At 72.6% G+C, this 24764-nt stretch carries 22 protein-coding genes; 13 read left to right on the forward strand and 9 right to left on the reverse strand.

Annotated features, from left to right (window positions below):
* The first annotated feature begins 8 nt into the window (after positions 1–8).
* The gene (locus IH50_RS0109100; RefSeq protein ID WP_030859190.1) at positions 9–266 is read left to right on the forward strand and encodes a hypothetical protein; all 258 of its coding nucleotides are present in this window, start codon (positions 9–11) and stop codon (positions 264–266) included.
* A 6-nt stretch (positions 267–272) separates the two neighbouring features.
* Here the strand turns inward: IH50_RS0109100 and IH50_RS0109105 are convergent, their stop codons facing one another.
* The 6 genes from IH50_RS0109105 to IH50_RS0109130 all read right to left on the reverse strand — a co-directional run bounded on the left by IH50_RS0109105 (position 273) and on the right by IH50_RS0109130 (position 6643).
* The gene (locus tag IH50_RS0109105; RefSeq protein ID WP_030859192.1) at positions 273–2843 is read right to left on the reverse strand and encodes an ABC transporter permease; all 2571 of its coding nucleotides are present in this window, start codon (positions 2841–2843) and stop codon (positions 273–275) included.
* The gene (locus tag IH50_RS0109110) at positions 2840–3523 is read right to left on the reverse strand and encodes an ABC transporter ATP-binding protein (RefSeq protein ID WP_030859194.1); all 684 of its coding nucleotides are present in this window, start codon (positions 3521–3523) and stop codon (positions 2840–2842) included. Before IH50_RS0109110 ends, IH50_RS0109105 begins: the two co-directional genes overlap by 4 nt.
* A gap of 86 nt (positions 3524–3609) precedes the next feature.
* Positions 3610–4041: a hypothetical protein gene (locus IH50_RS0109115; protein ID WP_030859196.1), complete on the reverse strand. Its 432-nt coding sequence runs from the start codon at positions 4039–4041 to the stop codon at positions 3610–3612.
* Between the two features lie 171 nt (positions 4042–4212).
* Positions 4213–4887 carry a response regulator gene (locus tag IH50_RS0109120; protein ID WP_030859198.1) on the reverse strand — a complete coding sequence of 225 codons (675 nt, stop codon included), beginning with the start codon at positions 4885–4887 and terminating at the stop codon, positions 4213–4215.
* Positions 4887–6149 carry a sensor histidine kinase gene (locus IH50_RS0109125; RefSeq protein ID WP_030859199.1) on the reverse strand — a complete coding sequence of 421 codons (1263 nt, stop codon included), beginning with the start codon at positions 6147–6149 and terminating at the stop codon, positions 4887–4889. The genes IH50_RS0109120 and IH50_RS0109125 overlap by 1 nt, the downstream gene beginning before the upstream one ends.
* 179 nt (positions 6150–6328) lie before the next feature.
* The gene (locus tag IH50_RS0109130; protein ID WP_030859201.1) at positions 6329–6643 is read right to left on the reverse strand and encodes a hypothetical protein; all 315 of its coding nucleotides are present in this window, start codon (positions 6641–6643) and stop codon (positions 6329–6331) included.
* A 233-nt stretch (positions 6644–6876) separates the two neighbouring features.
* Between IH50_RS0109130 and IH50_RS0109135 the strand changes: the two genes are divergently transcribed.
* The 9 genes from IH50_RS0109135 to IH50_RS0109170 all read left to right on the forward strand — a co-directional run bounded on the left by IH50_RS0109135 (position 6877) and on the right by IH50_RS0109170 (position 14953).
* A complete protein-coding gene (locus IH50_RS0109135; protein ID WP_030859203.1) occupies positions 6877–7236 on the forward strand; it encodes an arsenate reductase family protein in 360 nt (119 codons plus the stop codon).
* A gap of 110 nt (positions 7237–7346) precedes the next feature.
* A complete protein-coding gene (locus IH50_RS0109140; RefSeq protein ID WP_030859205.1) occupies positions 7347–8003 on the forward strand; it encodes a hypothetical protein in 657 nt (218 codons plus the stop codon).
* Positions 8004–8264: 261 nt separating this feature from the next.
* Positions 8265–9293 carry a glutamine synthetase gene (gene glnII / locus IH50_RS0109145; RefSeq protein WP_030859206.1) on the forward strand — a complete coding sequence of 343 codons (1029 nt, stop codon included), beginning with the start codon at positions 8265–8267 and terminating at the stop codon, positions 9291–9293.
* 119 nt (positions 9294–9412) lie between these two features.
* Complete coding sequence (locus IH50_RS43160; protein WP_107062017.1) at positions 9413–9535, forward strand: hypothetical protein; 123 nt, start codon at positions 9413–9415, stop codon at positions 9533–9535.
* An 84-nt stretch (positions 9536–9619) separates the two neighbouring features.
* Positions 9620–10159, forward strand: a complete 540-nt coding sequence (locus tag IH50_RS0109150; RefSeq protein WP_030859208.1) for a winged helix-turn-helix domain-containing protein — start codon at positions 9620–9622, stop codon at positions 10157–10159.
* Positions 10160–10231: 72 nt separating this feature from the next.
* Positions 10232–11242 (forward strand): NAD-dependent epimerase/dehydratase family protein, encoded by a 1011-nt coding sequence (locus tag IH50_RS0109155; protein WP_030859210.1) that lies wholly within the window; start codon positions 10232–10234, stop codon positions 11240–11242.
* Between the two features lie 68 nt (positions 11243–11310).
* Entirely contained in the window at positions 11311–12576 is a 1266-nt protein-coding gene (locus tag IH50_RS0109160; protein ID WP_030859212.1) for a sensor histidine kinase, read from the forward strand.
* Positions 12561–13214, forward strand: a complete 654-nt coding sequence (locus IH50_RS0109165; protein WP_030859215.1) for a response regulator transcription factor — start codon at positions 12561–12563, stop codon at positions 13212–13214. The genes IH50_RS0109160 and IH50_RS0109165 overlap by 16 nt, the downstream gene beginning before the upstream one ends.
* Positions 13215–13435: 221 nt before the next feature.
* Positions 13436–14953, forward strand: coding sequence for a DUF1996 domain-containing protein (locus IH50_RS0109170; RefSeq protein ID WP_030859217.1), 1518 nt, complete (start codon positions 13436–13438; stop codon positions 14951–14953).
* Between the two features lie 79 nt (positions 14954–15032).
* Here the strand turns inward: IH50_RS0109170 and IH50_RS0109175 are convergent, their stop codons facing one another.
* Positions 15033–15482 carry a hypothetical protein gene (locus tag IH50_RS0109175; RefSeq protein ID WP_030859219.1) on the reverse strand — a complete coding sequence of 150 codons (450 nt, stop codon included), beginning with the start codon at positions 15480–15482 and terminating at the stop codon, positions 15033–15035.
* Positions 15483–15618: 136 nt separating this feature from the next.
* Here IH50_RS0109175 and IH50_RS0109180 point away from each other — a divergent pair, with 136 nt between their 5' ends.
* The 3 genes from IH50_RS0109180 (at position 15619) to IH50_RS0109190 (ending at position 18827) form a co-directional block, all read left to right on the forward strand.
* Positions 15619–16131: a tetratricopeptide repeat protein gene (locus IH50_RS0109180; RefSeq protein WP_030859221.1), complete on the forward strand. Its 513-nt coding sequence runs from the start codon at positions 15619–15621 to the stop codon at positions 16129–16131.
* A gap of 46 nt (positions 16132–16177) precedes the next feature.
* Positions 16178–18067, forward strand: a complete 1890-nt coding sequence (locus IH50_RS0109185) for a hypothetical protein (protein WP_030859224.1) — start codon at positions 16178–16180, stop codon at positions 18065–18067.
* A gap of 64 nt (positions 18068–18131) precedes the next feature.
* On the forward strand, positions 18132–18827 hold the full coding sequence (locus IH50_RS0109190; RefSeq protein ID WP_078913907.1) for a TetR/AcrR family transcriptional regulator: 696 nt from the start codon (positions 18132–18134) through the stop codon (positions 18825–18827).
* 7 nt (positions 18828–18834) lie between these two features.
* Here the strand turns inward: IH50_RS0109190 and IH50_RS0109195 are convergent, their stop codons facing one another.
* Together IH50_RS0109195 and pulA are read right to left on the reverse strand one after the other, a co-directional pair.
* The gene (locus IH50_RS0109195) at positions 18835–19191 is read right to left on the reverse strand and encodes a 5-carboxymethyl-2-hydroxymuconate Delta-isomerase (protein WP_030859228.1); all 357 of its coding nucleotides are present in this window, start codon (positions 19189–19191) and stop codon (positions 18835–18837) included.
* 55 nt (positions 19192–19246) lie between these two features.
* The gene (pulA, locus tag IH50_RS0109200) at positions 19247–24658 is read right to left on the reverse strand and encodes a pullulanase-type alpha-1,6-glucosidase (RefSeq protein WP_030859230.1); all 5412 of its coding nucleotides are present in this window, start codon (positions 24656–24658) and stop codon (positions 19247–19249) included.
* Positions 24659–24764 lie beyond the last annotated feature (106 nt).

Below are 24764 nucleotides of genomic sequence, written 5' to 3' on the forward strand. Positions count from 1 at the left end.
CCACGGGGATGTCCGAAAGGGACGACGAGGAGCGGGAGTTCGACATCAAGTGGGCGGACGGTGCCGCGCACAAGGAGCCGTCGGCACGGGCCCGGATGCTCGCCGCGCGCTGGAAGGACAACCCGCCCGGACCGGTCCCGTTCCGCGGCGAACCGGAGTACCGGGGATCGGCCGGCCGCTCGTCATGGGTGTCGACGGCCGTGGTGCTCGGGTGCGTCGTCGCGGTGATCGTGCTGCTCGGGTACACCGGCTTCCGCCCGTACTGATCCCGGCTAGTCGGCCCGGGCGACGGCGACCGTCGGTGGGGTCCGGGAGGCGCGGAGGGCGGGCAGCGTTCCCGCGGCGGCGGTCACCAGGACGAGAGTGGCGAAGACCGCCGCGAGCTGTCCCGCCGGGACGCTGAACGGGGCGCTCGTCTCGGCGACCCGGACCACCAGCCAGGAGTACGGCATGCCGAGGGCCAGACCGAGGACTCCGCCCAGGACGCCGTAGAGCGCGCATTCCACCGTGACCATGCGGTGCACGGCCGCTCCGTTGAGCCCCAGGGCCCGCAGCAGCCCGAACTCGCGCTTGCGCTCGACGACGGTGAGGCTCGCCGTGGTAGCGACTCCCGCGACCGCCACCAGGACGGTCAGCCCCAGGACCATGATCACTGTCGTGGCCATCGTCCGCAGGTTGTCCGGCTCGCCGGCCTGTGCGGCCGAGTCCTCGGCCATGACACGGCCGTCGCCGCGCTCCGGGCCGGTCAGCGTGTCGGTGATGGCCCGCTGCGCGCGTATCCGCCCCCGGGCGCCGTCCTGCGAGGCGTTGGCGGTGACCGTGGTGGGCGCGGCGCCCGCTCCCATACGGGTGAGGTCCGCGGCGGGGACGAAGAAGTTCCCTCCGTAGGGCCCGGCTCCGGGCAGCGTCGCCGCCACGGTGAGTTCGACGGGGCGGCTCTCGAACGTCAGCGTCACGCGGTCGCCCGCCCGGACGCCGAGGCGGTGGGCGTGGTCGGCGTCCACGACGACGTGGGCGGGTTCGAGGTGGTCGAGGGAGCCGGTACGGGCGGTCAGGCCCACGCCGGAGCGGACGGTGCCGAGGTCGAGGTCGGAGACGGTCGCGCTGCGGGAGTCCCCGACGACCTCCGCCGTGCGGAACGCGGTCACGTCGGCGAGTTCGGGGTGGGAGGCCAGATCGGCGGCGAGCGACCGGTCCAGCGTCTCGCTGTCCCGTGGGTACAGGTGGAAGTCGGCGGGTGCCTCCACCGCCTGCCGGTACCGCTCGTAGGCGTTCAGGGAGGCGAGGCAGGTCAGGGTCGAACCGACCAGGCAGGCGCCGAGGGCCACGACGACCGCGACCGAGGCCGCCCTGCCCGGCGCACCCCCGACGCCCGCGACCGCGAGCCGGCCGGCCGCACCGGTGCGGCGCAGGGGCACGGCGACGGCCGACAGCACCGGCCGGACCAGACGGGGGCCGAGGGCGATCAGGGCCAGGAAGGCCAGCCCGCCCGAGAGCACCACGACGGTCAGCGCCGCGAACCGGTCGTACTCCGTGTCACCCGGCTGGGGCAGTCCGCCGTACTGCTGCCGGGCGAGGAGCGCGGCGCCCGCCGCGCACAGCAGGCCCAGCAGGGTCCGGCCGATACCGCCCGCCGCGCCCTCCCCGGACGCCGCGCTGCGCAGGGCCTGCAGCGGGGAGACCCGCGAGGCGCTCAGGGACGGGGCCAGGACCGCCAGGACCGCGAGCAGGCCGGTGCCCAGAACGGTGAGAGCGGCCTCCGTCAGCGGAAGGTGGGAGGGGACGGACAGGTCGTGCCCGAACCGCCCGGCGACCGGGGGGACGAGCCGCCCGCAGCCCCAGGCCGCCAGCACACCGGTCGCGCCTGCCAGCAGGCCGACCACCGCCCCTTCGGCGACGAGCGCGGCGGCGAGCCGTCGCGGGGTCGCCCCGATGGCACGCAGCAGCGCCAGCTGGCGTACACGTCGTGCGAAGACGATGCGGAAGGTGGAGGTCGCGACGAGGACGGCCGCGCCGACGGCGACGACGAGGAAGACGGTGACCAGCTCCAGGGTGTCCTTCGCCTCCGCCACCGCCTCGCGGGCCTCCTCCTCCCGCACCTCGTCCCCGGACCGCACCTGTGCTCCGGGCACCGCCTGCCGGATCCGTTCCGCCGGGTCCACGGAGCCGGACGCGGAGGACGCGGAGGACGCGGTGTCGGTGCGGACGTCGACGCGGGAGTAACCCGACACGCCGAGCAGCTCCCCGAGCAGGGGCCCGGGGGCGTACCCCGTGGGCTCCGCGTCGTCCGTGGCGGTGCTGCGGACGATGCCGCTGACCTCGACCGTCACCCGTCGGGTGCCGTCACCGTCGGCTTCGGGCTGCAGCAGGGTGAGCGACGATCCCGGAGCGAGGCCGTACTCCCGCGCGGCCCGCGTGTCGACGGCGAGCCGGCCCGGCCCTGAGGGGTACGTGCCGTCGAGCAGCCGGACTTCCGCCAGGGCGCCGGCGCCGGGGTCCGCGGACAGGGCGAGGTAGCGTTCGACGGCGCTGCCGTCCAGCGGACTGCCGCCGTCGAGCCGGCCGACGGCCTCGGCGACTCCGGGCGTCTTCAGGATCTCGCTCAGGCGGTCCTCGCCGATGTCCTCCCCGTCGCCGGGCGTGACCACCAGCGACACCGCTTCGGGTGTGCCGCGGAACTTCTCGACGACGGTCGCGGTGATGATCTGCTGGGCCATGACGGTCCCGAAGACGACGAACGCCGCGATCAGCAGCGACAGTCCGGTCGCCGCGAACCGTCCGGGCCGCCGCAGGAGTTCCGCCACCTGGGAGCCCAGGACGGTCGCGCGCCACGGGGTGCTCATCGCCGCCTCCCCATGACGTCGCCGGCGGGGGCGGTGTGCTCGTCCTTGACGACGCGTCCGTCCGCGAGGGTCAGCACCCGGTCCGCGTACCGCGCCGCCGCGGGGTCGTGGGTGACCATCACGACCGTCTGGCCGAGGTCGTCGACGGACCGGCGCAGCATGGTGAGGACTTCGGTGCCGGCCCGGGAGTCGAGGTTGCCGGTGGGTTCGTCGGCGAAGAGCACGGCCGGCCGGGCCACCAGCGCCCGGGCCACGGCGACCCGCTGCTGCTGGCCCCCGGACAGCTCGGCGGGGCGGTGCGAGAGCCGGTGGGCGATGCCGAGAACCTCGCAGAGGTGGTCCACCAGGGCGCGGTCCGGGCGCCCGCCGGACATGGCGACGGGCAGCACGATGTTCTCGTACGCCGTGAGCTGGGGCAGCAGGTTGAACGACTGGAAGACGAACCCGATCCGCTCCCGGCGCACCCGGGTCAGCTGCCGGTCGGACAGCCCGGTGATCTCCGTCCCGTCCAGGACGATGCTGCCGGAGGTGACGGTGTCGAGTCCGGCGACGCAGTGCATCAGGGTCGACTTTCCCGACCCGGAGGGGCCGACGACGGCGGTGAAGCGGGCGCGCCGGATGCCGGCGGACACGCCGTCGAGGGCCCGTACCTCGGTGGTGCCCTGACGGTAGGTCTTCACCAGGCCGGTGGCGGTGATGACGTCGTCCGGTGCGCGGTCGCGGGCGGCGGTGTGGACAGCCATGGGGACGGTTCCCGCGATCCGGGTCAGGCGCCGAGCGGCGGCATGGTGAGGGTGACGCCGGAGTCCGAGCAGTGTCCCCGCGCCTCTTCCTGGAGGTTCTTCACGTCCTTCGCGGACGGCGCTTCGGGGGACTTCCGGGCGGTCGCGAGCGCCCAGCCCTCGTACCGGGAGATCTTGGCTCCGAGGTAGCCGTCCTTCATCTTCGCGCGGCGCTCGTCGCCGGTCTCCTGCCACCACTTCTCCGCGTCCGGCGCGGGGCCGGTGGAGACCTCCTCGGCCTCGGTGACGATGCGCTGCGCCAGCCGGCAGTCCTCGGCGGAGGCCTGGCTGAGCTCGTCGCGGTCCAGCCACCAGTACCCCGCTCCGGCGGCCAGGGCCGCGGCGGCCACGGCCGCGGCCGCGCCGATGACGAGACGGTTCCGCTTGCGGTTCTGCGTGGTGGACGTGGCGTTCATCGAATCCTCCGGATGTCTTCTCGGCCGCGTTCGGCGACAGTGAGAAGTCTGGAGTTCGACGGCCCGCCGGACATCGGCCACGGACCCGAGATCGGAGGCGGCGGATCTGGCACACCGGACGGGGTGGTCTCCGCACCCCCGGGTGCAGAACCCGGGGACGCTTCTGCACCCTCAGGGGGAGGGACGGACCAGCCCGGACTCATAGGCGAACGCGACGGCCTGGGCACGGTCCCGCAGGTGCAGTTTGGCCATCAGGTTGCCCAGGTGCGTCTTCACCGTGGCCCCCGCGACATACAGCTCCTCCGCGATCTCGGCGTTGGACAGTCCCCGGGCGACCAGGGTGAGCACGTCCCGCTCGCGCGCGGTGAGGGCGTCCAGCCGTTCGGCCTGTCCGTTCGCCGGTGCCAGCCGGTCCGAGACCCGGTCGAGGAGCAGCCGGGTGATGCGCGGCGCCACCACCGACTCCCCCGCGGCCAGGACCCGGATGGCGTTCACGACCTCCGTGGCGGGGGCGTTCTTCAGCAGGAAGCCGCCGGCTCCGGCGCGCAGGGCCGCGAACGCGTCCTCGTCGTTGTCGAAGGTGGTCAGCACCAGCACGCCGGGCGGATCGTCCCTCCGCATCAGCTGCTCCGTGGCCTGGATGCCGTCCATGACGGGCATGCGGATGTCCATGATGACGACGTCCGCCTCGACCTTTTCCAGCAGGTCGAGGGCGTCCGCCCCGTTCTCCGCCTCACCGACGACCTCGATGTCGTCCTGACCGGCCAGCACCATGGAGAAACCGGCCCGGATCAGCGGCTGGTCGTCCACCACGACCACCCGGATCGGCCTGTCCGCCCGCGTCATCACTTCGTCCTTGTCGGAATCGAGGCACGTACGTGCCATCCGCTGCCGAGCCGGGGGCCGGCCTCGAAGCTGCCGCCGGCGAGCTCCACCCGCTCCCGCATCCCCACGAGTCCGTTCCCTCCGGAACGCCCGCCGACGCCGTGGCCGGCGAGGGTGCCCGCTCCGTCGTCGACCACGCTGATCAGCAGGGTGTCCCGCTCCTCGTGGAGCCGGATGTCCACCCCGGCCCCGGCCCCGGCGTGGCGGAGCACGTTGGTGAGGCACTCCTGGACGATGCGGAAGGCCGTCATCTCCTCCGCCGGGGACAGCCGCCCCTCGCCGACCTCGACCGACACGTCCACGGTCAGCCCGGCGGCCCGGGCGCGTTCGGCGACGACCTCGATCTCGTCGAGGGTGACCAGGCGCCGTGGCGGGCCGCCGTCGGCGGAGTCCGGGGCTCCGGGGTCCGGGTCGGCGGAGCCGGGGTTCCCCTCGCGCAGCACCCGGACGATGCGGTGCATGTCGTCGATCGCGTCCCGGCCGGTGGCGGCGATCGTCCTCAGCGCGGACTGCGCCCTGTCCGGAGACTTGCGCAGCACGGCCTCGGCGCCGTCGGCCTGAAGGATCATCACGGCCAGGCTGTGCGCCACCACGTCGTGCAGTTCACGGGCGATCTCGGCCCGTTCCCGGGTCGCGGCCAGCCGGATCCGCTGTTCCTGTTCCCGCTCGGCGTGCCAGGCGCGGGCCGCCTGGCTCTCGGCGTAGAGGCGCCGGGTGTGCAGGGCGAAGGCCGTCAGCCAGACCGTCAGCGTCAGTCCCCAGAAGATCGGGAGCGATTCGAGGTCGACGAACGGCTCGATGCCGAGGACCGGCATCCCCACCGTCCCGGCCGCCGTGGCCAGCAGCACCACGGCGCCCGCGAGATACGGCATCCAGGTGGTCCGGGAGTGGTGGACGACCGACATCATGGCGAACAGCACGGCCACGTCGTAGGAGGCGGGCGCCGACGCCAGCGGGAAGTCGGGCACGTCGTACAGGACGAACTGGACGACGCCCAGCGCCAGGACGGCCGCCAGCACCGTGCCGGGGAACCTTCTGCGGGCCAGCAGGCACAGCGCCATCAGCCCGCCCAGGAGCAGGTCGTACTCGACGCTGTAGTACTCCGCCGCCACCAGGACCACCAGCGCGATGCCGATGTCGCACGCCCGGGCGACGGCGCGTCCGTACCTGCCGGACGGCGTCATCCAGGCCGACAGGACCGGGACCGCCCTCTCCTCAGCCAACCGTCGTACCTTTCGCCTCCGGCGGGGCCGCGACCGTGCGGCCTGCCGGTACAAGTGCCGCCGGACCGCGGCGACTTCGGGGTGAGGACGGCGTCCTCACCCGCCCATACTGCCTCAGCGCGCGGCATACCGGCGCCGGGCGCCCCGCACACGGAGGCCGCCCGGCACCGGTCCGCGGCTCAGCGGTTGTAGCGCATGAACGCGCGCACCATGTGGCACGTGGTGTCCGACGGCGGGTGGACGCCGATCAGGGCCGCCGTGCTCCGGATCTTCTCGTTGCGCGCCTGGTTCGGCAGGTAGACGCCGGAGTCGAGCAGGGCGATGGCGAGCCGCATCGCCTTGAGCCGGCGGTTGTGCGTGACGTACCACTCGCGCGGGCGGCCCGCGGGGAGCGGGCGCTTCTCCACCGGGGCGCAGGGCAGTTCGAGCGGCACGGGGCGCTTCGCGGTGGACTGGGTGGGCAGGGGCTTCGGCTTCAGTGCGGCAGCGGGCACGGGCATCCTCCTGTCGCGGTCGGGGCGGCCCGCCGGAGTCCCCGACGACCCCGGTACCACCCTCGAACACTGCCTCCATTCTACTGTCCGCAACTGACAATCAGCAGACCTGCTCCGGCCAATAAATGCGCTGGTGGGCAAGGGTTTTGCCGTCGTGTCACAGGGGTCACGCGGGACACGCCCAAGGGAGCTGAAAATTCGAACAGCGGGGGTGGCGGCGTACCGTGGGCGGCATGGAGATCTGGATCAACCCGGCCTGTTCCAAGTGCCGTAGCGCCCTCAGCCTGCTCGACGCCGAGGGGGCCGATTACACCGTCCGCCGCTATCTGGAGGACGTACCGAGCGAGGACGAGATCCGGGCGGTGCTGGAGCGGCTCGGGCTGGAGCCGTGGGACATCACCCGGACCCAGGAGGCCGTCGCGACGGAGCTGGGGATCAAGGAATGGGCGCGGGACGCCGGCACGCGGGACCGCTGGATCACGGCGCTCGCCTCGCACCCCAAGCTGATCCAGCGGCCGATCATCACGGCGGACGACGGCACGGCGGTCGTGGGCCGCACGGAGGACGCCGTACGGGACGCCCTCTCCCGCTGACGGCCGTGTGACGCAGGCCACTTCGATTGTCCGGCCCGACCACTGAGCAACTCTGTTCGGTATCTCGTACATAGCGGCGTACGCCCCCCCTACCTCTTCAGGAGGCGCGGATGTCGCGCAGGAGAACGCTCGGTCCGAAGAAGAAGCTCGCGCTGCTGGTCAGTGCCGCGACGGTGGCGGGAGGCGGGGCCTTCGTCATGGCGGCCACGTCGAACGCCTCCCCGCCGTCGGCCACCACCAAGTCGGCGGCGGACTCGACCGTCTGTCAGGGCCTGGCCACCGCGCTCGGCAACAACGAGAAGTTCATCGAGGGCCAGCGGGCCGCCCCCGACGCGCAGTCGGAGGCGCGGATCGCCAACCGCGAGGCGGTCATCGCCCAGATCCGGGTCCAGCAGGAGGCGTCCGGGTGCACGGTGGGGGAGTCGGCTCAGGACTCCCAGGCCGCGCAGCCGCAGCAGCCCGCCCCCTCGCAGCCGCCGGCCGCGGCCGAGGAGGGGGAAGGAGCGGCGCAGGCCTCCGGTGAGCAGGTGTGCAACGGCTCGACCGTCACCCTCTCCGGCGAGGACGGCGCCCCGGCCGCGTCCAGCAACCAGTTCCCGGCCGGCACGAGGCTGAAGGTGACCAACCTGGACAACAACAAGTCCACGACGGTGGAGGTCACCTCGGTCTCCGGCAGTTGCGTGCTGCTCAACAACGCGGCCTTCGAGCAGGTCCGGGAGGCCGGCAAGTTCCTGATCCGCCGTGCGGTGATCGAGAAGGTGGGGTGAGGTCCGGGTTCGTCGCGGATTCCCAGGGCCCGCCGCTCCCCCACCGGGGGCGGCGGGCCCGTCCGCGCCCCCGCCACCGGGCACGCGTGCTCACACGGTGCGGCGGGACGCGGCGGTGTCAGGTAACACGGGGTTCACATGCGGGCAATGGCCGGGAAATCGCCTGTTGACAAGCTGCGTGGCATCGACGGCGGCGCCCCAGTGCCGCAGCGCCGCAGCACCCGCACCAGCGCCCAGACCCACCCCCGAAGGATGTGGACCGTGAGCTTCAAGGCCGAGTACATCTGGATCGACGGCACCGAGCCGACCGCCAAGCTGCGTTCCAAGACGAAGATCCTGGCCGACGACGCCAAGGGCGCGGAGCTGCCGATCTGGGGCTTCGACGGTTCCTCCACCAACCAGGCGGAGGGCCACGCCTCCGACTGCGTGCTCAAGCCGGTCTTCGTCTGCCCGGACCCGATCCGCGGCGGTGACGACGTCCTGGTGCTGTGCGAGGTCCTGAACACGGACATGACGCCGCACGCGACCAACACCCGTGCCGCGCTGGCCGAGGTCGCCGGGAAGTTCGCCGCGCAGGAGCCGATCTTCGGCATCGAGCAGGAGTACACCTTCTTCAAGGGTGCCCGCCCGCTCGGCTTCCCCGAGGGCGGCTTCCCGGCCGCGCAGGGCGGCTACTACTGCGGTGTCGGCTCGGACGAGATCTTCGGCCGTGACGTCGTCGAGGCGCACCTGGAGAACTGCCTGAAGGCGGGCCTCGGCATCTCCGGCATCAACGCCGAGGTCATGCCCGGCCAGTGGGAGTTCCAGGTCGGCCCGCTGGCCCCGCTGGAGGTCTCCGACCAGCTGTGGGTGGCCCGCTGGCTGCTCTACCGCACGGCCGAGGACTTCGAGGTCTCCGCCACCCTCGACCCCAAGCCGGTCAAGGGCGACTGGAACGGCGCGGGCGCGCACACCAACTTCTCCACCAAGGCGATGCGCGAGGGCTACGACGCGATCATCACCGCGTGCGAGTCGCTCGGTGAGGGCTCCAAGCCGCTGGACCACGTCAAGAACTACGGCGCCGGCATCGACGACCGCCTCACCGGTCTGCACGAGACCGCCCCGTGGAACGAGTACTCCTACGGCGTCTCCAACCGCGGCGCCTCGGTCCGCATCCCGTGGCAGGTCGAGCAGGACGGCAAGGGCTACATCGAGGACCGCCGTCCGAACGCCAACGTCGACCCGTACGTGGTGACCCGTCTGCTGGTCGACACGTGCTGCACCGCGCTGGAGAAGGCCGGCCAGGTCTGATCCGTACCGCAGTCCGCGCGCGAGGGCGTCCACCGTGGGGGGGGTGGGCGCCCTCGCGCGTTGTCCGAGCCGTGGAAGAGGGCTCCTGCGGACCGCGGGTGTCTGCTTCAATGGAAGGCATGGCCAGCTTCCGGAAGTACGACGCGACGGGTCGCCGTGACCTGGAACCGTTCTGGCCCTCCCGTCAGCACCACGACTTCGACCGGGTGTGTTGTCGCGCGACGAACGCGCCGGCTCTCTGACGCCCGGATCCCCTTCCGGCCTTCGGCCGGCGCGCACCGCGTACGTCCTCGACGAACTCCTTCGCGCGAAAGAGCTGACGACTCATGGCGACCCCCCGTTCCCTGTCCTCCGTCTCCCCCACCGTTCCTCCCCGGCTGCGTGCCGTCGACCGGGACGAGGTGGTGACCGTGGCGGACCTGCTGCCGCCGGGCGCCACCTGGCTGCCCGCGCCGCAGCACGCCCTGCCCGTCCTGCCCGGCCGACCCCCGATGGTCGGCTACCTGGTGCTGGTCCCCGCCGACCAGCGGCCGCCGTTCCCGGCCGGCTCCCCCGCCCCCGAAACCGCCGGCGACCCGCTGATCCGGATCGACCCCGCGCAGCGCACCGCCCACGTCGACGGACGGCGACTCGACCTCACCTACCTGGAGTTCGAACTGCTCGCCCACCTCGTGGCACACCCGAACCGGGTGCACACCCGGGACCACCTGGTCGGCACGGTGTGGGGCTACGGCCACGTCGGCGACGGCCGTACCGTCGACGTCCACATCGCCCGGCTGCGCCGCAAACTGGGCTCCGGACACCGGGACACGATCCGCACGGTGCGCCGGGTCGGCTACCAGTACGTGCCGCCGGCCGGGCGCTGAGTCCCGTACGGCCGGTCTGCCGACGGCAGATTCCCGTTCCCCCGCGCCGCCCGGCCGGGCAGAGTCACCGGTATGAGACTTCTGGTGCTGGGTGGTACGGAGTTCGCGGGCCGGGCCGTCGTCGAGGCGGCCCTCGGGCGGGGCTGGGAGGTGACCGTCTTCCACCGGGGGCGGCACGAGGCCCCGGAGGGCGCGCGGACGCTGCGGGGCGACCGCACCGCGCCGGGCGGCCTGGCCGCGCTCGACGAGGAGCCCGGCGCGTGGGACGTCGTCGTCGACACCTGGTCGGCCGCCCCGCGCGCGGTGCGGGACACGGCGCGGCTGCTGCGGGGCCGTGCCGGACGGTACGTGTACGTGTCGAGCTGCTCGGTGTACACCTGGGCCCCGCCCGCCGGGTACACCGAGCGGGCACCCGTGGTGGAGGGCGCCCGTGCCGACGCCGGTCCCACGGACTACGCGCGGGACAAGCGGGGCGGTGAGCTGGCCGCCGTGGACGCCTTCGGCGCGGACCGGTCGCTGCTGGTGCGGGCGGGTCTGCTCCTCGGGCCGTACGAGAACGTGGGCCGGCTGCCCTGGTGGCTGGACCGGACGGCGCGCGGCGGGCCGGTCCTCGCGCCGGGCCCGCGTGACCTGCCGCTCCAGTACGTCGACGTCCGTGACCTCGCGGAGTGGATCCTCGGGGCGGCACAGCAGGGGCTGAGCGGGCCGTACAACCTGCTGTCGCCGCAGGGGCACACCACGATGGGCGGGCTGCTGGAGGCGTGCGCCGAGGTGACCGGGGGCGCGGCCGAACTGCGGTGGACCGCGCCGGAGGTGGTCCTCGAAGCGGGCATCGAGCCGTGGACGCAGCTTCCGGTGTGGGTGCCGCCGGGCAGTGAGGGGTACGCCGCGCTGCACTCGGCGGACGTCTCCCGGGCGGTCGCGGCGGGGCTGCGCTGCCGCCCGGTCGCCGGGACCGTGGCCGACACCTGGGCCTGGCTGGAGGACATCGGCGGCACCGCGCCCCGGCGCCCGGACCGGCCGGTCATCGGGCTCGATCCGGAGGTGGAGGCGAAGGTGCTGGGGGCTACCGGAGGGGTGTAGGTAACACCACCCCCGGGTCGGGTGCCCGGCCCAGTGTCCCATCCGCCCCGCCCGGCCAGACTGGTGCCATGACCACCGACACGAAGAACGGCCAGGGGCGGACCGGGGGGCGGGGCATCGCGCTCGCCGCGATACGAGGGCTGGCGCTCGCCCTGGTGGCGCTGCCGGGGGCGGTGCTGTGCTTCGTGCTGTCCGTGGTGTCCATCGCGCTGATCCCGATCGGGGTCGGCATCGTCACCACCCCGTACGTACTGCAAGGGGTGCGGGCGTTCGCGGACTGGCGGCGGGTGCTGGCGGCCGAGTGGGGCGGGGTGCGGATCCCGCCGTCGTACCGGCCGATACCGAAGGACGCCAACCCGTGGGGGCGGACGTTCGGGATGCTGGGCGACCCGGCGACCTGGCGGGACCTGCGGTGGCTGCCGGTCGACATGACCGCCGGTTTCGTCACCGCGCTGCTGCCGTTCGCGCTGCTGGTCTATCCGCTGGAGGGCATGGCCATCGCGGCCGGACTGTGGCGGGTGCTGCCCGACGGGTACTGGTACGGCTTCGTACGGGTGACGGACCAGATGTCCGCGCTGGGCGCCGGCGCGCTCGCCCTCGCCCTGCTGTTCCTCGCTCACTTCCTCACCTCGCGCCTGCTGCACGTCCACTTCCTGCTCACCCGGGCCGTCCTCGGCTCGGGCCGGGGCGAGCTGACCGAGCGGGTGCGGGTGCTGACCGAGACCCGGCGGGACGCCGTGGACACCTCCGCCGCCGAACTGCGGCGCATCGAGCGGGACCTGCACGACGGGGCGCAGGCGCGGCTGGTCGCCATGGGCATGGACCTGGGGACGATCGAGGCGCTGATCGAGAAGGACCCGGCGAAGGCGCGTGAGCTGCTGGCGCACGCCCGGCAGTCCTCCGCCGAGGCGCTGACCGAGCTGCGGGAGCTGGTGCGCGGCATCCATCCGCCGGTGCTGGCCGAGCGCGGGCTCGGGGACGCGGTGCGGGCGCTGGCGCTGCGGCTGCCGGTGGCCACCGAGGTGACCGTGGAGCTGCCCGGACGGGCGGAGGCGCCGGTGGAGTCGGCGGCGTACTTCGCGGTGAGCGAGGTGCTCACCAACGCGGTGAAGCACTCCGGGGCGGACCGTGTCTGGGTCGACCTGCACCACGCCGACGGCCATCTGCGGGTGACGGTCACCGACAACGGGCGGGGCGGCGCGGTGATCGGCGCCGGTTCGGGACTGACCGGGGTGGAGCGGCGACTGGGTACATTCGACGGCGTCCTGGCCGTCAGCAGCCCCGCCGGCGGCCCCACCATGGTCACCATGGAGATCCCTTGCGCGTTGTCCTAGCCGAAGACCTGTTCCTGCTGCGCGACGGACTCGTCCGGTTGCTCGAAGCGCACGACTTCGAGATCGCGGCGGCCGTGGAGTCCGGGCCCGAGCTGACGCGGGCGCTGGCCGAGCAGGAGCCCGACGTCGCCGTGGTCGACGTACGACTGCCGCCGACGCACACCGACGAGGGGCTGCAGTGCGCGCTGGAGGCGCGCCGCAGGCGTCCGGGGCTGCCGGTGCTGGTGCTCTCGCAGCACGTGGAGCAGCTCTACGCGCGGGAGCTGCTGGCGGACGGCAGCGGCGGGGTGGGCTATCTGCTGAAGGACCGGGTGTTCGACGCGGAACAGTTCGTGGACGCGGTACGGCGGGTGGCGCGGGGAGGTACGGCGATGGATCCGCAGGTGATCCAGCAGCTGCTGGCGCGGCAGTCGGGGAACGACCGGCCGCTGGCCCGGCTGACGCCCCGCGAGCTGGAGGTGCTGGAGCTGATGGCGCAGGGACGGACCAACGCGGCGATCGCGGCCAAGCTGGTGGTGACGGAACGGGCGATCGCGAAGCACACCGCGAACATCTTCGCCAAACTGGGTCTTGAGGTCTCGGACGACGACAACCGGCGCGTGCTGGCGGTTCTCGCGTATCTCGACCACGGCCGGTGAAACCGGGCCCGCCGCCCCTTCACTCCGGGTGGACGGTCGACAACTCCCGGTGCTTCAGGGCCTGTTGAAACCAGTGGGGCGTACGAACTTCTCACCGATTTCCGTGACGGGTGAACACCCGTGGGGCGGTTCCCGTACTCAAGGGAGCCGCTTCACTCCTGTCGGGCCGCTCGATGCCCCGCAAAGGGATGCCCCCGTAAGGAAGGTCAAGAGGGAGTTCCATGGGACGCAACACAAGAAAACGCCGTATGCCGCTGGCCACCAAAGTGACAGCCGGGGCGGCGGCCCTGGCGCTCGGTGGGGGCGGGCTGGTCTGGGCCAACTTCTATGCCTCGGCGCACGAGGACGGAGGCCACAACCGGACGAAGTCGAGGGGGGCGCAGGTCGCCACGATCAACTGCCCCGACGTCGGCCAGAAGCTGACGAAGGTGCCGCGGCAGGCACGCAGGGGCGTGGCGAAGGAACTGGCGCTGCTGGACCGGCAGATCACGGACGCCTACACGCGTCTCGCGGAGACGCGCCAGGCCCAGGCGGGTGACGCGAGCTACGTCGACAACGCCATCCTCGGACCGCTGAAGTCCAAGCGGACGGCCACCCTGGACCGGATCGGCATCAACATCAACCGGGCGGGCGGCAAGGCGCCGCGCGACCTGGGCCGGTTCGCCCGGTGCCAGGGCGTCCCGGCCGAGCAGCCGGGGAACGACGGCGGCGGCCAGGACCAGGGCAACGGTCAGGACCAGGGCGACGGCGGCCAGAACCAGGGTGGCGGCCAGGACAACGGCCAGGACCAGGGCAACGGCGGTCAGGCCGGCAACGGTCCCGTGGCGGACGACTTCATCAAGATCGAGGACGTCCAGCCGAACTCCCGCAACCTGCCCAACGGCCTGGCCGCGAACGGCGACAGCGGTTCGACGGGCACCTTCACCACCGACTGCGGCACCAACGAGAACGCGCTGCGCAACTCGGACAACGTGATCGCCGCCCCCGGCGTCAGCAACGGCGCCCAGCACCAGCACGACTACGTCGGCAACCAGGCCAACAACGCCTTCGCGAGCGACGAGGACCTGGCCAACGGCGAGACGAGCTGCCGGAACCAGGGCGACAGGTCGACGTACTTCTGGCCGGTCCTGCGGATCCAGGACGGCACGCAGGACATCGACCAGGGCCAGCCGGGCGGCGGTCAGGACGGCAACGTCGGCAAGATCGTCGCGCCCACCGAGGCGGAGCTGAAGTTCGTCGGCAACCGGACGAGCGACGTCGTCGCGATGCCGAGGGCGCTGCGCATCATCACCGGTGACGCCAAGTCCTTCACCAACGGGCTGAACAACGCCAACACCTCCTGGAGCTGCACCGGCTTCGAGGACCGGCAGGTGACGGACAAGTACCCGATCTGCCCCGAGGGCAGCGGCGTGGTCCGCACGACCGCCTTCCAGAGCTGCTGGGACGGCCAGAACACCGACAGCGCCAACCACCGTACGCACATGGACTTCGTCGAGGCGGACGGCACCTGCTCGAACGGCTTCCAGGCCATCCCCCAGCTCCAGGTCCGCCTGGTGTACGACAACATCCCGGCCCCGCGGATCGAGAACGGGCAGGTCGTGAACCCGTTCGCGCTGGACTCCTTCCCGGAGCAGCTGCACAAGCCGATCACCGACCACAACGACTTCATCAACTTCTTCGACGAGGAGCTGATGAACCAGATGGTCGAGTGCATCAACAGCGGCCAGGACTGCCAGTAGCGGCGGTCCGGTAGCCGGAGAAGGGGCCGGCGGCGGGAGATCCCGCCGCCGGCCCCTTCGTCTGCCCGGGGACCGCGGGTCAGCCGTGGTGGCCGCCCTGGCTGTGGCCGCCGCCCTGGTTGTGGCTGCCGCCGGGGTTCATGTGCGCGGAGCCTTCCTCCATGGTCCCGCCGAGCATGCTCCGCAGCGCCGTGACGGTCCGCTCCTCGCCGACGGCCACCCACTTGCGGCCGACGAGGTAGTAGCCGCCGTAGTCCTTGGCGGTGCTGAGCCATTCGGCCTGGCCCCGGTCGGTGGCGAAGGTGGCGAGGACGTACTTCTCGTCGCCCTTCTCGCACAGCGCCTGGCGGATGGTGTCGGCGTCGGTCTGCATGTTCGGGTCGCACTCCGCCTCGGCGGCCAGGTGCTCCAGGCTGCCGGTCGCGGTGGGCGGCACCTCGTCCTCGCCGCCCCCGCCGGATCCGCAGGCGGTCAGCGCCAGTGCCGCCGCCGCACCGGCCAGCGCGAGCATCGGTCGGGTCAGCCTCATGTGTTCCTCCGGTCCCTCACGGGCGACATGCCGCACGGAGCCCCGGCTCGGGGCCCTCCCCCTTCGATACGGCCGCGACGCCCGCGACGCTCACATCCCGGTGCGACTCCGGGGACGCGCGTGCGAGAGTGACCGGATGAACAGCGACTGGGAAGCTCGCACGGCCGCCGCCTGGGCCGGCTTCGACGACTACGCCGAGGACGACGCACCGGCCTTCCGGGCCGTGATCGACGCGCTTGTCGCGGAACTGCCCGAGGACAGCCCGCTGGGCCCCTTCGAGCGGGCCTGCGCCTGGGACTCCACAGGCCACTCGGACCGGGCGGTGCCGCTCTACCGGCAGGCCCTGGACGGCGGGCTGGCCGAGGTCAGCCGCTACAAGGCGCGGCGGGCGAAGATCCAGCTGGCCAGTTCGCTGCGGAACATCGGCCGGGCGGAGGAGGGGGTCCGGCTGCTCACCCCCGAACTCGTCACCGAGTCCGACGAACTGGACGACGCCGTACGGGCCTGTCTCGCCCTGTGTCTGTCGAGCCTCGGACGGGACCGCGAAGGACTCTCGCTGGCCCTCGGGGCCCTCGCCCCCCACCTGCCCCGCTACCAGCGTTCCATGGCCAACTACGCCCGGCTGCTCGTCGAACCCGCCGGGGAGTGACCCCGGGGCCAGGTGACCATCCGCCGATTCGCTCGTTCTGCTGGGCGTGCAGTCACAGGATGTCGTCCCGCCCTCCCCCGCCTCCTCCGCGGCCGGTCCGGTCGTGGGCGTCGAGCAGGCCGAGGCCGCGCTCGTCGAGCACTATCCCCGGCTCGTCCGGCTCGCCTACCTGGTGCTGCCGTCCGGCAGGGGCCGCAGCAGGCGGGTGCTCACCGCGCACTCCCTGGTCCAGCGGGCACTGCCCCGGGGCCGCACGCCCGCGCCGCCGCTCCCCGCCCAACGGGCCGGCCACGACGGCGACCCCGGCTACGCGCTGCTCCGCCTCCAGGTGCTGCGTACGGCGCTGGGGCGCGGGTCGCGGCTGCCGTCGCCGCTTCCGCGGGTGTGGGGGCTGAAGCTGTTCCCGCGTTCGGGCGGCGCCGACGAGCTCGCGCTGGAGCAGCGGCTGGCCGAGCTGTCCGGGCCGGCCCGCGCCGCCCACGCCCTGCGCGGCCTGGAGCGGCTCCCGGACGGGGGCGTGCGGGAGGTGCTCACGGCGGCGGGCGTCGCCGACGTGGACGCCGCGCTGGAGGAGGCCGACCGGATCCCCGACCCGTACCGGCTGCTCGACTCCCCCGAGTTCGACCCCTGCGTGCTCCAGGCCCGGCCGACGGATCTGCTGCGCCGCCGCCGGCGTCTGAAGGCCGCGCTGGTCGGCGGGGCGGCGCTGGCGGTGTGCGGGACGCTGCTGGGGCTGCCGGGCGACGGCTGGGGACCGGACGGCGCCGCCGCGCCCCCGTACGCGCGCAACCCGGCCGCGCAGGCCGCGCTGGACCCGGGGAAGCTGACCCGGGTCTCCCCCACCGCGTGGAAGACCTCCGCGCGCACCGACTTCTCCGTGTGGCCGGCGCGCGGCGACCGCACCGGTGACGAGGCCCTGCTGCGCCGCGCCCTCGCCGTCTGGGCCCGGCCCGGGGAGGGCGTGCGGGTGTCGGCGACCCCGGGCACCCCGTCCGGCGGCCCCGCCGGACCGCCCCGGCTGCTGTACGCGGGGACGGTCGACACCGCGCGCGTGGTGGTGCTGTACGACGGTCTGCGCCTGGCCAGGTACGCCGAGCCGGAGGACGGCGCGCAAGGGGCCGTGTTCGACCTCGCCCGCGTCGACGGCGCCGGCCGGGCCGGGTCGAGCGCGGTGGTGCTGAGCCGCGTCGACGGCAACGTCCGTTATCTGCTGGCGCCCTGGGTGCGTGAGGCGGGCGCGCGGGACCTGCGCGAGCCCGGCGCGGAGGCGACGGCCCTCGCCTTCACCGACGGCGTGACCTCACCGCTGGCGAGTCCCGCCCTCCGGACGGGGCCGTGCGCCTCCTGGACCGTGCTGCGGCTGACCGACGGCACCGGCACCCGGCTGGTGACCGACCTCGGCGAACTGGTCCCGGCCCACCTCACCGCCGGGCGTCCCGGCGAGACGCGCGAGGCCTCCGGCGCCGGGGCGCTGCGCCTCTGGGCGCCGTACGCCTGCTCGCTGAGCGCGATGCGCTCGGCGGGCGTACGGAGCGTGAACGCGTGGGCGTTCGCCGAGCAGCCGCTGCCCGACCGGAGCGGTGAGGCGGCGTGGGTGTGCACGCGGGCGGAGACGTGGCGGGGCGGCGGGGAGCGGGTGCTGGCGCAGTTCCACACGCCGGGCGCGCGGTCCGGGGCGGTGGCGGCGACGGCCGAGTCCGCGCCGGCCTGCGGGGAGCGCGAACCGCGGGTGCTGGCCGGAGTGCTGTGGAAGTCCGGGTCCGGCACCTGGTACCTGCTCGCCGCCGGCAGCCGCGACCTGGCGTCCGTCAGGGCGACGGGCGGAGTCGAGGGCTCGGCGCGGGGCCGGCTGCTGGCCGTCCGCGCCGAGAGAAGCGCCCGCCCCGCGCTCAAGGGCACGCTCGGGAACGGGCGGTCGATCGACGGACTGCACTAGCCGGACGAACACCACTGCCCGGTCCGGGCCGTTCGCGGCCGGAATCGATCGGTAAGGTGTTCGTATGACGAGCGGGGTGCGGCGCAGGATGGGAGTCGAGGAGCGGCGGCAGCAGTTGATCGGCGTGGCCCTCGAACTGTTCAGCCGGCGCTCCCCCGACGAGGTCTCCATCGACGAGATAGCGTCGCGGGCGGGCATCTCCCGCCCGCTGGTCTATCACTACTTCCCCGGCAAACTCAGCCTGTACGAGGCCGCGTTGAGGCGGGCGGCGGATGATCTGGCGTCCCGGTTCGCGGAGCCGCGGGAGGGCCCGCTGGGGTCGCGGCTGCGGCGGGTGATGGCCCGCTTCTTCGACTTCGTCGACGAGCACGGGCCCGGTTTCGCCGCCCTGATGCGCGGCGGCCCGGCGGTCGGTTCCTCGGCCACCAACGCGCTGATCGACTCCGTGCGGCAGGCCGCGTACGAGCAGATGGTGGCGCACATGGGTGTGGTGGGCCCGGCGCCGGTGCGGCTGGAACTGGTCGTACGGTCCTGGATCTCGCTCGTCGAGTCGACGGCGCTGATCTGGCTGGACGGCAGGCGCATCCCGCGCGCCGAGCTGGAGGCGCAGCTGGTGCAGGACTTCGCCGCGCTGGCCGCCGTGGCCGCCGCCCGCGACGAGGAACTGGCCGCGCTCCTGCGTGGCCTGCTCAAGAACGAGCCGGGCGACGGGCCGTTCACCGACCTCGCCACCCGGCTGATCTCGCTGGCCGCTTCCTAGCGGGCCCCTACTCCTCGAACTTGCGGTACGAGGCGTCGAGGTCGCGCACCTCGGCGGAGGCGTGCAGCATCAGTCCTTCGGCCGGCTTGACGTACTGCCGCAGCAGTTCCAGGACGGTCTCGGTGAGGCGGGCCTTGGTCTCGTCCGTGCGGCCGGGCAGCAGGGCGATGTGGACGTGGACGAGGGCGTGCCCGTCGGTGTCGGGGCCGACCACGACGTCCTCGGTGCGCCGGAACCGGGTCTTGCACGCCGGCGGCTTGGCGGCCGCGATGTCCACCACGGCGGTGTGCAGGTCCCGCGCGAAGGCGGGCCGGTCGAAACCGTCCGCCAGCCGCTCGGAGTAGTCGACGGTGATCTGCGGCATGAGCCCTCCTGATCCGGGTCGGGAGGGCTCACCCTAGCCGCAGCTCCTGACGGGCCTAGCCGGCGGTGGTGAACACCGCGACCGTGCGCGCCGGGACGGTGAACGTGCCGGACCCCTTCGCGTACGACGAGGTCTTCACGACCGCGTCCCCGCCCGCCGCCTGCACCGGGTGCAGCCGGTAGCCGGTCCCGGCGAGCGCGGCGACCCGCTGTTCCTGCCGCTCCGGCGTGGCGTTGAAGACGACGACCAGGTCACCGAGGGTCATCGTGATCACGCCGGGCGTCTCGTCCTTCCCGGAGAGCGGGAAGGCGAGCCGGGACTGCACCTGGGCGGCCGTGTCGAGGGAGAAGGCCTGCTCCGTCGTACGGATCCTCAGCAGGTCCCGGTACGCGGCCGAGGCGCCGGTGATCTGCGGGCAGCCGACCTTGACCGTGCCGAGCAGGGGCTTGGCGTACGGCCACTTGGCCTCGTTGTCGGCGGCCGGCGGCAGACCGCGGCCGAAGCCGTTGCCGTCCGCGCAGTTCCAGTGGATGGCGTTGAACCAGTCGCCGCTGTCGTAGGAGTTGCGGTCCAGGGACTTGGAGCGCAGCAGGTCGGTGCCCGCCTGGGAGAGGGCCGGGCCCTGCGAGAGGGTGGCCGTCGCCATGGCGAGGACCTGCATGCGGGCCCGGTCGTCGGCGGACGTGTCCTTCGGCAGCTTGAAGGCGAGCGCGTCGAACAGCGACTCGTTGTCGTGGGCGTCCGCGTAGGCGAGGGCGTCGCCGGGCGCGGCCGCGTAGCCGGCGGGGGCGCCGTTGTAGTCGACCTGGGAGCCCTTGACCTCCTTGCCGCTGGTGTCGGTGAAGGTGTAGTCGGCGAGGTTGCCGCTCAGGCCCACCTTGATCAGGTCCTGGTAGTGCAGCAGGCGGGCCTTCTGCTCGGCCTCGGTGCCGTTGTCCGCGGCGGAGTTGGGGTCGGTGTAGAGGCCGGAGGCGAAGCCCTGCACGCCGGGGTCCTCGTCGAAGGGGCCGCCGCCGCGCACGGCGTCGCGGGCCCGGTCGGAGAAGGTGGCGATGCCGGTGCCGGCCATGTTCTTCTGCGTGGCCTGCACGAAGCGGGCGTCGTCGGCGATCTCGCCGAAGTTCCAGCCCTCGCCGTACAGGATGATCTTCTTGCCGTCGACGCCGTCCTTGGCGGGGGTCAGCTCGTCGAGGGCCTTCCTGACCGCGAGGATGTTGGCCTTCGGGTGGTGGCCCATGAGGTCGAAGCGGAACCCGTCGACCTTGTACTCCTTGGCCCAGGTGACGATCGAGTCGACGACGAGCTTGCCCATCATGGCGTTCTCGGTGGCCGTGTTGGCGCAGCAGGTGCTGGTGGCGACCGAGCCGTCGGCGAGGAGCCGCTGGTAGTAGCCGGGGACGATCCGGTCCAGGACGCTCGTCTCCGCCTGGCCGCTCGCGGCGGTGTGGTTGTAGACGACGTCCATCACGACGCGCAGGCCGTCCTCGTTGAGCGCCTTGACCATCTTCCGGAACTCGACCGTGCGCTCGGTGCCGTCCGGGTCGGTGGCGTAGGAGCCCTCGGGGACCGTGTAGTGGTACGGGTCGTAGCCCCAGTTGAAGGCGTCCTTGGCGGCGGCTCTCGCCACGCACTCCTGCTGCCGGTCGGAGTCGGCCGGGTAGGAGGCGAGGTCGCAGTCGACGGTGGCCTGGTCGGACTTCTTCTCGGGGATGGTGGCGATGTCGAACGCGGGCAGCAGGTGCACGTACGAGGTGCCGGCCTCGGCCAGCTCGCGCAGGTGCCTGCTGCCGTCGCTGTCCTGGTCGGTGAAGGCGAGGTAGGTGCCGGGGTGCTCCGCCGTGCGGTCCGCGACGGAGAAGTCGCGGATGTGCAGCTCCTGGATCTGGGCGTCCTTGAGCGGTACGGCCTTCGGCTTGTCGTACGTCGACCAGTCACGCGGCTTCAGGGACCGGTCGGCCAGGTCGACGACGAGGCTGCGCTCGGAGTCGGTGGTCAGGGCGACCGAGTAAGGATCGGTGACCGTGTTGGTGGTGATCTCCTGAGTGCTCGGCGCCCACACCTTGACCCGGTACCGGTACTCCTCGCCCTCCCAGGAGCGCGGGCCGGTGACGGACCAGACGCCGGTGGCGTCGTCGCGGCGCATCCGGACGGTGCGGTCGCCGATCTCCAGGGAGACGTCCCGCGCGGTCGGCGCCCACACGGAGAGGGTGGGCCGGCCGTGGCGGAACACCGGGCCGAGCTTCGCCTTGGTGGCGCCGGCCGCGTAGAGGTCGTCGAGGACGCCCGCGATCTGCACGCCGGTCGCCGCGAGCACGGCGCCGTCGGCCGTGTGCTGGGTGGCGACGACCTGGCCGCGCAGGGCCTCGCGCACGCGGTCCCGGTCACGCGGGTCGACGGACCAGGCGGTGCCGTCCTTCAGGTGCGGGTACTTCGCCTTCTGGGCGTCGGTGAGGTCCGTCTTCGCCAGCCGGAGCCAGCGCGCGTCCCCGCCGGTCAGCTTCCCGTCCTGCACCGTGACGGAACCGGTGCGGGAGGCGAGGAGCTGGGTGGAGGCGGCGGCCTCGGAGCCGTCCCAGACGACGGTGTCCCGGTCGATCCAGACCGTCTTGGAGGTGGTCAGGTCGAGGGCCGCCGCCGAGCCGGCCGGCTGCGGCAGCAGGTAGTCCTCCTGGCCGCTCAACAGCCACACCTCGTGGCCGTTCGCCGTGAGGTCCAGCGACTGGTCGGTGGGGAGGTCCTTCTCGTCGCCCTTGTGGAGGATGTAGCTGAGGCTGGTGGCACCCTCGGCGAGCGGCACCTCGAAGACAGCGCCATAGGCATCAGTCTTCACCGGCTGAAGGGGCTTCGACCAGTCGGTGGGGTGCGCGGCACCGGTCCAGGTGTGCAGGCCCCAGCCGTCGTAGTTCCCGTCGGCGCGCTGGTAGTGCAGTACGGCCTTGGTGGTGTCCTGGGCTGGGTAGTCGGGCCGTTCGGTGGTGACGGTCTCCTTGCCCTGCTCGATCCAGATCTCGCCGTGCCGGGTGACGTCGATGGTGCGGTCGGTGGCGACGTCCTTGTCGCCGTCCTCGTCGATGACGAGGAAGCCGACGTCGGAGGCGCCCGGCTTGAGCTTGACGTGGGCGAAGGCGCCGTAGGCGTCGCGGCCGGTGAAGGGGTGGCTGTCCGGCCACTCGGTGGCCTCGCCGTCGGCGAGGTCGCCCCAGGCGTACAGGCCCCAGGCGTCGTAGTCGCCGTCGGTGCGCTTGTAGTGGACGATCGCGTAGTCGCGGGAGGCGGCGGCGGGCGGCTCCTCGACGGGCGGGGTGCCGGTGGTGGAGGCGGCGAGGGCGCTCGCGGTGCGGCCTGCCGAGTCGATCACGACGGCCTTGTAGCGCAGGGCGGTGCCGGCGGGGACGTCCTCGCCGATGGTGTGGGTGACCTTGTAGGGGGCGTGGTCGGCGGAGCCGAGCGTCCGCCACTTCCCGTTGCCGGTCCGGGCGGCGAAGACGACCCGGTTGAGTTGTCCGCCCTCGACGTCGGCGGTGACCTCGACGGTGCCGGTGGCGCCCGCCTCGGGGGCCTCGAGGGTGACCGTGGGCTTCGCGGCGGGCGCGGCGAGCGGGCCGGACGCCTTGAGGACGATCGCCGAGCCGGCCGGGACGGTGACGGTGATCTTCCTGTCGGCGTCGCTGGTGACGGTGGCGTCGGTGCCGTACAGGCCCTTGAACGTCATCCGGGCGGAGCCGGTCGCGAAGGTGGCCTTCCGCGCCTCGCCGGAGTTGTTGAAGGCGACGACGTACTCGGTGGTGTCCTTGCCGGTGCCGGTGCGGGAGAAGGCGTAGACGCCCGCGCCGTCGGCCGCGTACCGCTCCTGCTGGATGCCGTCGGTGAGGGCGGGGTGGGCCTTGCGGAGCTTGGCGAGAGCACTGATCCGCCGGTAGAGCGGTGCTCGCGTGTCGTAGGTGTCCTCGGCGTGGGTGCGGTCGGTGCCGATCAGGTTGTCGTCGAGGTAGTCGGCGGTGCGGGAGGCGAACAGGGTCTGGCGGGCGTCCTTGTCGCCGCCGGCGCCGGTGAAGCCCTGCTCGTCGCCGTAGTAGACGACCGGGTTGCCGCGGCTGAGGAACATCAGCTCGTGGGCGAGCACGTCCTTCTTCAGCAGTTCCGCCTCGGACGCCTCCGGGTCGTCCTGGGTCAGGAACGTCCCGAAGCGGCCCATGTCGTGGTTGCCGAGGAAGGTGACCTGCTCATAGGCGTTGGCCCGGTCGGTCGTGTACTTGTGGTCGTCGCCGAAGACCGAGGCCAGCTTCTTCGCGCTGCCGCCCTGGGAGGCGTACTGCCGGGCCGCCTCCTGGAAGGGGAAGTCGAGCGTGGCGTCCAGGCGGCCCTGGGTGACGTACGGGGCGGTGACGTCCGTGTCGGCGGAGTACACCTCGCCGAACATGAAGAAGTCGTCCCGGCCCTTCTTCGCCGCGTAGGCGTCCAGGGCGGTGGCCCACTGGGTCCAGAACTCCATGTTGACGTGCTTCACGGTGTCGATCCGGAAGCCGTCGATGTCGAAGTCCCTCACCCACCGCTGGTAGATCTTCTCCATGCCGTCGACGACCTCGGGACGCTCGGTCCACAGGTCGTCGAGGCCGGAGAAGTCGCCGTACTCGGCGGACTCGCCGGCGAAGGTGGAGTCGCCCCGGTTGTGGTACATGTCCGGGTCGTTGAGCCAGGACGGGGCCTTGAGGTCCTTCTTCGCGGCGGGCACGACCGGGGTGCGCGGGAAGGAGCCTTCGTCGACGCGCGGGAACTTCCGGGAGCCGTCGGCGTAGTCGGCGTCGTCGAAGGGCTCGCCGTCCTTCGTCAGGTAGGGGAAGGCGCCCTTGGAGAGGTAGCCGTAGGACTTCTCCTCGTAGTCGACGACGTCGGCGGTGTGGTTGGTGATGACGTCGAAGAAGACCTTCATGCCCTTTTTGTGAGCTGCGTCGATGAGGGTCTCGAGGTCGTCGTTGGTACCGAAGTGCGGGTCGACCTGGGTGAAGTCGGTGATCCAGTAACCGTGGTAGCCGGCGGAGGCGTTCTCCCCCGTCCCCTGCACGGGCTGGTTCTTGAAGAGGGGCGCCATCCAGATGGCGGTGGTGCCGAGCCCCTTGATGTAGTCGAGCCTCTTCGTCAGGCCCTTGAGGTCGCCGCCCTGGTAGAAGCCCTTGTCGGTGGGGTCGTACCCGGTGGTGAGGCGCGAGCCGGTCAGTCCGCCGCGGTCGTTCTTCGTGTCACCGTTGGCGAAACGGTCCGGCAGGACGAAGTAGAACTGCTCGCGGGTCAGGTCGTGCCGTGCGGGCGACGTGGCGAGCTTCGCGTCCGAGGGCGGTGCGGGCGGGGTCGCGGCGCCGGCGGTGACCGGCTGCACCAGGGCGGCGGCGAGCGCGGCCACGGTGACGGCGGCGACGCGTCCGCCGCGCGCGGTGCGGCGCCCCGGGGGCGCGGGCCATCTGGGTATCAAGGCGAGAACTCCTTGCGCTTACGGCTCGATTCGGGTCCGACCCCGCACGCCGCGGCACGGCCTGTTTCGGCCACGTCACCGGAGCGTCGGCGTGACCGTATCGCCG

This window comes from Streptomyces sp. NRRL S-37 (assembly GCF_000721605.1).
GTDB lineage: Bacteria > Actinomycetota > Actinomycetes > Streptomycetales > Streptomycetaceae > Streptomyces.

Coding starts and splice junctions, on each gene's coding strand:
- IH50_RS0109105 (WP_030859192.1), bottom strand. CDS start 2,843: ATGAGCACCCCGTGGCGCGCGACCGTCCTGGGCTCCCAGGTGGCGGAA.
- IH50_RS0109155 (WP_030859210.1), top strand. CDS start 10,232: ATGAGACTTCTGGTGCTGGGTGGTACGGAGTTCGCGGGCCGGGCCGTC.
- IH50_RS0109135 (WP_030859203.1), top strand. CDS start 6,877: ATGGAGATCTGGATCAACCCGGCCTGTTCCAAGTGCCGTAGCGCCCTC.
- IH50_RS0109180 (WP_030859221.1), top strand. CDS start 15,619: ATGAACAGCGACTGGGAAGCTCGCACGGCCGCCGCCTGGGCCGGCTTC.
- IH50_RS0109190 (WP_078913907.1), top strand. CDS start 18,132: ATGACGAGCGGGGTGCGGCGCAGGATGGGAGTCGAGGAGCGGCGGCAG.
- IH50_RS43160 (WP_107062017.1), top strand. CDS start 9,413: ATGGCCAGCTTCCGGAAGTACGACGCGACGGGTCGCCGTGACCTGGAA.
- IH50_RS0109160 (WP_030859212.1), top strand. CDS start 11,311: ATGACCACCGACACGAAGAACGGCCAGGGGCGGACCGGGGGGCGGGGC.
- IH50_RS0109150 (WP_030859208.1), top strand. CDS start 9,620: ATGGCGACCCCCCGTTCCCTGTCCTCCGTCTCCCCCACCGTTCCTCCC.
- IH50_RS0109120 (WP_030859198.1), bottom strand. CDS start 4,887: ATGACGCGGGCGGACAGGCCGATCCGGGTGGTCGTGGTGGACGACCAG.
- IH50_RS0109170 (WP_030859217.1), top strand. CDS start 13,436: ATGGGACGCAACACAAGAAAACGCCGTATGCCGCTGGCCACCAAAGTG.
- IH50_RS0109115 (WP_030859196.1), bottom strand. CDS start 4,041: ATGAACGCCACGTCCACCACGCAGAACCGCAAGCGGAACCGTCTCGTC.
- IH50_RS0109140 (WP_030859205.1), top strand. CDS start 7,347: ATGTCGCGCAGGAGAACGCTCGGTCCGAAGAAGAAGCTCGCGCTGCTG.
- IH50_RS0109175 (WP_030859219.1), bottom strand. CDS start 15,482: ATGAGGCTGACCCGACCGATGCTCGCGCTGGCCGGTGCGGCGGCGGCA.
- IH50_RS0109100 (WP_030859190.1), top strand. CDS start 9: ATGTCCGAAAGGGACGACGAGGAGCGGGAGTTCGACATCAAGTGGGCG.
- IH50_RS0109195 (WP_030859228.1), bottom strand. CDS start 19,191: ATGCCGCAGATCACCGTCGACTACTCCGAGCGGCTGGCGGACGGTTTC.